The following is a 9100-nucleotide window of genomic DNA, read 5'->3' on the forward strand; positions in this document are numbered from 1 at the left end:
CGCTCTTCCGATCTCTTCATCATATACATATTCTTCATCGGGAAGAATCAGCCAGAAATGCTCTCTCTGCTCGTGAGAAGCAATATCGTGAACTGGTTGAAAATATTTCGGATACCATCTTCACCTTAAAGCCTGATGGCGTAATCTCCTATGTGAGTCCGGCAATCAGTGGTATATCTGGGCTACATGCTACCCATTATACTGGCAAACAGTTTTTAGATTTTATATACCCTGATGATCGAAATATGGTGGATCACTGGTTTCAAACGGTTCTTCAGAATCATACTGCCCCGGTAGAATTCAGAACCAATACTGATCAAAATCAAATCAAATATCTTCGTGTGAAAGCCACACCAGTCAGACAAAATGGCGATGTCGTAGAAGTATCCGGGATTATTTCAGACATTACCGGATGGGTAGAGGCTGAAAAAATTAAAGAATCTCATACCAAAGAAATCCAGGCACTCCTTTCGTTGCATCAACTCACTAACGAAACTGAAACTGATATTTTATCATATACGCTTAAGGCAGCACTCGATATTACAAAAAGTCCAGTTGGCTTCATTGGCTTCATTGGTGAAAAGGGAATAAGGATGGACTTCCAGATCTGGTCTCCTGAAGTGATGAATTCATGTGCGATTATGGGATCTGCTCCTCACCATATCTCTTCCTCTTCAGGACTTTGGTCTGAATGTATAACCACGAAAAGTCCAATCATCGTAAACGATTATTCAATCCGGCCTGATAATCATGGATATCCAGAAGGACATATACCGATTCAACGATTCCTCGAAGTCCCGATTCTTGATGGAGAAGAGGTTACCGCAATTATGGCAGTCGCGAATCGGGTTGAACCGTATTCCGATTCACATGCGAAAGCTCTTAATACGCTTGGAAATAAGTTATGGGCAATTATCCATCGTAAGCAATCAGATCGTGAAATTAAAACTGCTCTCACACAGATTGCCCAGAATATGGAACAACTGGCAACCCTTAATGATACCATACGAAACCCTCTTTCTGTAATATCTGTTGTTGCAGATTTCCTTGATGAGAAGAACAAAGTGATGACTATGGAAGCGGTGGATATGATTGATTCAGTGGTGTCACGTCTGGATCAAGGATGGATACAATCGGAAAAAGTTAAAAATTTCCTTATTAAGCATTATAATTTTAGAGATGAAAATTTCTAATGGGTGGGTAGCATCATTGTATTTTCACAACTTAGGCAGCCTATTTTTTTAAAACTTTATACATTTTAACAAATCACTACCAATGGATACCTATGAGTCTCAATGCTTCTTCTCAATCAGAGTCTGGAGATCCTTCTATCGAAGACTACATTCAAAAAAATGCTCAACTTAATGAGAGGATTGCATCACTTACCGCAGAGTTTGACACTCTCAAAATAGATAAAGAGCGGTATGAATCTATATTCAAATTTAATCCTAATCCAATTCTGGTCTGGAATAGTGCCCTGCAGGTAGTAGATGCAAATGAGGCATTTATTAGGAAAACCGGCTATTCCAGAGAAAAAAGTCTGTCTCTTACATTAAACGACTTTAAATACCTTGACATGAAAGGAGACGGAATTCGGGAAACAATCCATGATAAACAGATGAAAACCGGGGAAGCAACATTTGAATTCCCGGCTGGTATCTTCTCATGGGTCAGATTCACCATTCCTATACTAGATGAGAAAGGAAACATCAGGACCATCATTTCGGTATATAACGATGTGACTGAACTGAAAAAAGAACTCGATGAGATCGAAATTCTGAAAAACAGATCTAACACCATCGTCGATGAAAATCCATATCCGATGATCGTCTGGGATCCAGATCTGAAGGTCACTGCGATGAATAATGTCGCCATGAAACTCATGGGTTTCAAACCAACTGACATTGGAAGGATAACCATCAGGGATTTTAATTATCTGAGTCAGACTGGAACCGGCGTTAGTGATACCTTCAAATTTGGCAAACCCAGTACGGGAGAAGCGGTCTTCAAGTTTTCTACCGGTACTAAAACATTAGAACGCCACAATATTCCGCTTACTGATAAATCCGGAAAAGTAACCTATGTATTGTCCGTGTATTATGACCTTACCGATCAGAAACATGCAATACATGACATCCTTCAGGTTATTCAGGCAGCTCAAACTGGTGATCTAACCGGTCGCACCGACGAAAAAAGTTATACCGGAGACTTTTTTGAAATTTCAAGAGGGATCAACCAGATACTTGAGATCGTAACCACTCCTTTCCGGGTATTTCAGGAACAGATCGTAGACATCGCCTCCGGTGCTGAGGAGGTAAATGCAAGTGTCGAAGAGGTATCCGCCGGAACTAACATGCTGGCTCAAAGTTCTAACTCGTTAAGTGAGAAGACAGAGCAGGGAGAAGAAGGAGTTCGACAGATCCTCCGTGCTATGGAGGACCTGTCAACAACTGTCTCCAATATTGCCGTGAATAGTGAGACCGTAGCTAGACTGGCGACTTCAGCTGAAGATAAAAGTAAATTGGGAATTCAGCTTGCAAAGAATACAGAACAGGCAATGGAAGGAATTACCCGGACATCAGAAGAAGTAGATACCATTGTCAACGATATCAGAAATGAGATGGATCAGATAGGAAAGATTGTAAAACTCATCTCCGATATTGCAAGTCAGACCAACCTCCTGGCATTGAATGCGGCAATTGAGGCAGCTCGTGCAGGGGATGCCGGACGGGGATTTGCGGTAGTCGCAGCAGAAGTTAAATCACTCGCTCAGGAGTCACGACAATCAGCTGAAAATATCGCAGATATGATCAGCAATCTCCAGACAAAGTCACAGAAAGCTGCAGAAGCGGTGAAAAGTTCGGTTACGAATGTTCAGGAAGGGAATGCATCGTTGTCTGAAACGATCACCGCTTTTTCAAGTATTGCTGAATCAATTGAAAATATCTCTCAAAATGTTACAAATATGGCGTCTGTTACTGAAGAACAGGCAGCATCGGTTGAAGAAATTACTGCCAGTGTAAATGAGGTCTCTTCACTCCTCAGCAATACGGTTCAACAGGCAGTGGATTCGTCTGCAGCAACTGAAGAAGCATCTGCAGCCCTGGCCCAGATTGTCCAGGCAATACAGGATGTTTCACGAAGTGTGGAGACAGTATCAGCAGAGATGTCAAAATTTGTGGTGTGATGAGTATGAATACCCCTCTGCTGGGGTATCTTTATCACATTATATAATGAATATTCGCTTCCCAGATCCCTCCTATTTTTCGATCATTCTCAAAAAACTTTACTCACCTTCAAATAAACCTGCCATAGGAGAGTTGAGATAAGACCAACAACTATATCCTTCCTTACAATCACTCTCATTTACTGGCACGCAAGATATGATCAGAGTAATCGCTGTTGATGATGAACCGGCATTTGCAGAAATTCTCGGAATCTATCTGAAGGAAAGCGGAGATTTTGAGGTAATTACATTCTTATCTCCGGAAAAAGCCCTTGATTATATCTCATCTAACCCGGTTGATGCCATTATATCAGATTATATGATGGCAGAACTTGATGGAATTTCTTTTTTTAAACAGGTAAGATCCAGGATTCCTGACATTCCCTTTTTGCTTCTGACCGGTCGTGATGATCATACCATATTTTTTGATGCAATGAAAGCAGGAATCGATTTTATTCAATTAAAATCTGAAGGACCAACAATTCTGTTTACTGAAATCTCCCAGAAGATCCGGAGTTCGGTAGGAAAATATCGGGCCAATCAGGAGATTCAGGTAGGAATCCGGCGTCGGGAGATGTTCATTGCAGTCCAGCGTGAACTGATGAACCGGCTGACACTCTCCACTACCACGAGTCAGGCTTCTGACGCCTGTCTAACTTCAGTACGAACACTTGCTGGATGTCGCCGGGGGAGTATCCATCTCATAAATCATGGATCAAAAAATGTTGATCTTCTCATTGCGCATAATATACCCGATGATCTCCTGAAAAAATTTACCTTTGGCGATCTTCATAAAGTCATCTTTACGGGAACATCACAGTTCTTTGTTGCTCCGAATGACGGGCCGGAATCCCTGATAACCGGCGGGCAGATACCAATCCTGGAAGGTGATAGGGTGGTAGGAGCCCTATCTTTTATCTTTGACGAGCCCCATCAGCTCCCCTCCGAGATTCGTGATACGATAGAAATTATGGTTTCCCAACTCGGAAACTCCCTCACCAGGATTATATCTGAGGAGCAGGTCAGGAGCAGGCAGGAGGAACTTAATGAGCTCTATGTTGCAATGCAGGAGCTCGTAATGGTTATTGACATGAACGGAACTATCCTCAATGTCAACCCTGCCGTAACCAGAGCTCTCGGATACCAGGAGGCAGAACTGATCGGAAATCCGATTCATATGCTCTATGACAGCGGGATTCGTGACGCGATCATCTTCCAGTTTCTCAACCTCACCGGTTCAGGTTCCAGTATCAGGAATGAATTTCCTTTTCTTGCTCGGGATGGTACCCGGGTTCCGGTTGAAACTCGCGGAACCGTGGGAATCTGGGGAGACCAGAATGTGCTCTTTAGTATCAGCAGGGATATTCATGAGCGGCTCGAAGCTGAACAGAGGCAGCATGAGAATTTTGAGCGAATTCAGGCGATTCTCTCTTCATCCACTGCCCAGATCTTCCTGAAGGATCAGAACCTTCACTATCTCACGGCAAATGTTCCATTCAGTGATTTTGTAGGGTTTGAACTCAAGGAGGTTGAAGGAAAGACCGATAGAGATCTCTTTTCGCAGTCTATTGCAACCAGCAGGGAACTGGTGGACCGGCAGGTTATCACCGAAAACATTCCGGTTTATAATATTGAAGAAGCGGTGCATTCAAAAAACGGAGATCTGGTATGGCTGGTCTCATCAAAAGTCCCGGTTCATGATCAGCAGGGAAATGTATCCGGGATTGTCGGCACATCACTTGATATCACCGATCTTGTACGAACCAGGCAGGAACTCATCCATCGCGATAAAATCCTGAGTGTAGTCAGTTCTATTGCATATTACATGGTACGCAGTGCTGACTGGAATGCTCTGATTCCGGATTGTCTCGCATTGTTAGGTCAGGCGACTGAAAAAAATTCTCTCTTTTTTTCCAGAGTTATCAGTGATAACGGGAATTCTTTATGCCAAATCCTCTATGAATGGCAGGATGAAAAGCAGTCACCGGCAGACCCTGTACATAATCATGAGTTTTATTCCCTCCTGGTGAAGTCAAGAATCGAAGAACTTGTCAGCCTTCCTTCAATTCAAGGAACAATTGCAGACATTCCAGAAGATCTAATTGCCAGATTTGGAGATCACCTGCCGCAATCATACCTCTTTGTACCGGTATTCACTTCCGAATCGCTCTGGGGAGTCATCGGATTTGTGGATCTCCACCGCCTGGAACTTCTTCCACCTGCAATCGTTGACTCATTGATAACTGCCGCAGGAATTATCGGTTCGGTGATAGATCGCGCCCAGACTGAAGAACTCTTCCACCGTCCGGTTGAACGATCACTGGTTGGAATATATCTGGTCCAGGATGAGCATTTCATGTACATCAATCCCCGGATGTCCGAAATTTTGGGGTATCCAAGGGAAACACTTGAGACGATGCCATTCACCCTCTGTTTCCATGAAGATGATACCACACTAGCCATAGAACGTCATCATCGGGTTTTGGAAACTCCGAATGCCACTGATGACTATGAGATCCGGGCTATTACCGCTGACGAACGAGTGATTTATCTAAAAAACCTGATAAGTCAGTTTACGTACCAGGGAAGACCTGCTGTCATCGGTAGTATCATGGATATTACTGCACGAAAACAGTCTGAATCAGGACTGCGTCAGTCACTGCACGAGAAGGACATCCTCCTTCGTGAAGTTCATCACCGGGTGAAGAATAATATGCAGATCATTGTCAGTCTGCTCAGAATGCAGAGCTCGTTGATCGATAATCCTGAAGTCACGGCTGTTTTACAAGAGAGTAAGAACCGGATCCTCTCGATGGCGATGATCCATGAGAAGCTGTACCGGACCGATAATCTGATGAGCATTAACCTGCTCGAATATCTCAATTCACTTGCAAATACCATCATTTCCGACTTTTCATATGATGAGTCGCAGATAACTCTTAGCCTGGTCTGTGATCCCAGCCTTGAGATGACAATTGACGCTGGAATCCCGCTTGGGCTTATCACCAACGAACTCCTGACAAACACATTTAAACATGGCATGAAACCTGATGAAAAAGGAACAATCTCGATAACTGTTGTCCATACCAATCCGGAATGGCTTGATTTTACGTATCGGGACAGTGGAAAAGGACTTCCTGAAGGGTTCGTGCTTGAGAACTGTGATTCACTCGGTATGCAACTTATTCAGAATCTGGTATTTCAGGCAAGTGGTGAATTGACCATGGGTAGCGATCACGGAATAGTGGTCACGCTGAGAATTCCGATGAATGAGGGGTTTATTACACGGGAGGGAAGCAATGCCACAAGGGAGTAAAATTCTGGTTGTCGAGGATGAGATGATCATCTCGATGGAGATAAAACAAAAACTGCAGGTAATGGGGTATGTAGTCACCGGTCAGGCGATAACCGGAGAATCTGCCATCCAAAAGGCAGGAGAGACTCAACCGGATCTCATCCTGATGGATATCAGGCTCAAAGGGGATATGGATGGGATTACTGCAGCAAAACGGATTATCGATCTCTATGACCTCCCCATCATCTTTCTGACTGCACATTCTGATAAGGCGACGCTTGAACGTGCCATCGCAGTCTCACCATCGGGGTATCTGCTCAAGCCGTTCAAAGAACGAGAACTCATGACCAATATTGAGATGAGCCTGCATAAGCACCGGGTTAAACAAAAACTCAAGGAAGAGATAACTCCCCTCTCATCTCCGGGAATATACAAGGAACTCTCCTTATTTCCGGTTCCGGTCATGACAACTACTAAATCCGGGCTGATAGAATATGTGAATCCTGCTGCACTCAGGATGACCGGTTATCAAGAACCTGAACTTGTTAAGAAACCAATTTTATCATTGATCGGCGAGCAGGAACATGTCCGTGATGCTACTGCTGGGGAGAGTCTTCCAGCCCGTCCTCACCCGATAATGCCTGATCAGGTCGGCCTGCGACATAAAAACGGTACTTCCCTGCCGATTACCATCTCGGTAGGTCTGATAACGGGTGAAACCGAAGATGACCTCCGAAATCTCTACATGTTTACCGGAAGTGAAATATTAGAAACAGCAGATTTTCATTTCGGACCTGGGATAATTCAGAACCTGATGCAGATCACCGCAGCGTTGAAACTCCCGGCATTTGTGCTTGACAAGCGAATGGTGCTTGCCGGGTATAACCATCTCTTTACAGAGATGGCACGAAAAGCAGGCATCAGCCAGTATATGCTGAATCGTCCGATGTTTGAAACACCAAACTTTTTACTTTTTGCTGATATGCAGGATCTTCAGGAGATATTCATATCTGGCGATACCAATGTCACGATAAAAAAGTTCAAGACCGGTGATGAGGTGGCATTTATTCAGTTTACGCGGATTCCACTGAAAAAAGATAAAGTGACCACCCATATCGCGACCGTTATGCTTGACGTGACGAATGAGCAGCAGGCACTGTACGAGGTTGAACGCATCAAAAAGGTTTTTTCAGAACTCTTCTCAGCACTTGAACAGTTGCGGACAATCTCCAGGGAAATATAAATTACCCTACAGGAAACGATCAAAAGGGTATACGAAATTCAGGGTGAAAACGGAGGAAAAGATGAAGAGTGGGGCCCTCGTCTGCTTAATCTTCTGACAGAACTAGATATCTCCTGGATTCATTACTCAGAGATCAAGGATACGATGAAAGGACCATAATCCTTCCGTTTCTTCGGTTCATGGACAACTCATCTCTTCCTGAGCAAGATCCATTAATTCGGTGGCGATCATCTGTCTGAGTTCTTCGATCGACCCTGAAAGATTCGATTTTTCATCAGGTCGCAGGTTCACCATCTTTTCCTGCCTGTTCAACAGTTCTTTCAGATAGGTAAGCATTCTGCGTTTGCGTATCATCTGCTGGCATGATTTCGCCTTTTCTTCTGATAATCCAGCAGCGAGTGCTTTTTTGTACCGTTCTTCGCACTCACAGATGATCTCCCAGACCTCATCAACCACAGCGACAAGCATGGTTCGCTCAAGTGGTTTCATAACAAACCCATCGATCTTCATGCCGTATCTGACCGCCTCTTCGGCTGTCATCATTTTACCAGTGAGAATTAATACAGGCAGATCTGCAATCTCCTCATCACTGCGGATCAGGTCAAGAACTTCCCACCCTGAAACCGGTTCCATCATGAGATCGAGAAGGATAACATCAGGGCGAACAGATTTTATCGTCCCGATGGCTTTTGAACTGTCAGTCTCAATTTCAATCTGACGCTCACCGGTTGTTAATATCCTCTGATACATCTGAACCAGAGTCGCGTTGTCATCGATTAATAAAATCTTCATATTTCCTTCCGGGTATCATGCTGAAGTTCAGTTCATGGTTCATTCATTCCCATACCTGGCAGATTCCATACCCTGCCATTCCATGTATGAAAGAACTTTCGAGAGGCTTGATACGAAAATATCGTGAATAATCTTATGAGTTCTTTTATCTTTAGCAACATATTAATAACTTATTACCTAAATGCATCGATTGTACTGAGGGATTCCGTATGATATCAGTCCTGTATGTGGATGACGAGCCTGTTTTACTTGAACTCGGTAAACGGTTCCTGGAGAAATCAGGCAAAATTAAAGTAGATACTTTCCTCTCCGCTGATATCGCAATAAAGATCCTCTCTCCTTCGCGCTATGATGCCATAATATCAGATTATCAGATGCCGGGTATGGACGGACTTACCTTTCTCTCAGCAGTCAGGGCCATTCAGCCGGATCTTCCGTTCATTGTTTATACCGGCCAGGGTGATGAGGGCACTGCAATTAAGGCATTGAACCACGGTGCTGATTATTATCTCCAGAAAGGTGGAAACCCCAAGATTCAGTATTC

Annotated in this window: 6 protein-coding genes; 5 read left to right on the forward strand and 1 reads right to left on the reverse strand. The window is 43.8% G+C overall.

What is annotated here, in order from left to right:
* From LUQ50_RS01505 to LUQ50_RS01520, 4 genes are all read left to right on the forward strand, one after another.
* The coding region (locus LUQ50_RS01505) for a GAF domain-containing protein (protein ID WP_300035126.1) at nt 1–1193 on the forward strand (1193 nt) is incomplete at its 5' end.
* A gap of 92 nt (nt 1194–1285) precedes the next feature.
* Nucleotides 1286–3187, forward strand: coding sequence for a methyl-accepting chemotaxis protein (locus LUQ50_RS01510; protein WP_300035129.1), 1902 nt, complete (start codon nt 1286–1288; stop codon nt 3185–3187).
* 196 nt (nt 3188–3383) lie between these two features.
* Complete coding sequence (locus tag LUQ50_RS01515; protein ID WP_300035132.1) at nt 3384–6542, forward strand: PAS domain S-box protein; 3159 nt, start codon at nt 3384–3386, stop codon at nt 6540–6542.
* Entirely contained in the window at nt 6496–7764 is a 1269-nt protein-coding gene (locus LUQ50_RS01520) for a response regulator (RefSeq protein WP_300035135.1), read from the forward strand. Before LUQ50_RS01515 ends, LUQ50_RS01520 begins: the two co-directional genes overlap by 47 nt.
* A gap of 177 nt (nt 7765–7941) precedes the next feature.
* Here the strand turns inward: LUQ50_RS01520 and LUQ50_RS01525 are convergent, their stop codons facing one another.
* Nucleotides 7942–8556: a PleD family two-component system response regulator gene (locus LUQ50_RS01525; RefSeq protein WP_300035138.1), complete on the reverse strand. Its 615-nt coding sequence runs from the start codon at nt 8554–8556 to the stop codon at nt 7942–7944.
* Between the two features lie 209 nt (nt 8557–8765).
* Here LUQ50_RS01525 and LUQ50_RS01530 point away from each other — a divergent pair.
* Nucleotides 8766–9100, forward strand: a 335-nt coding sequence (locus LUQ50_RS01530; protein WP_300035141.1) for a response regulator, incomplete at its 3' end; no start/stop codon positions are given.

The organism is Methanospirillum sp. (assembly GCF_028679455.1).
In the GTDB taxonomy this organism is placed as follows: domain Archaea; phylum Halobacteriota; class Methanomicrobia; order Methanomicrobiales; family Methanospirillaceae; genus Methanospirillum.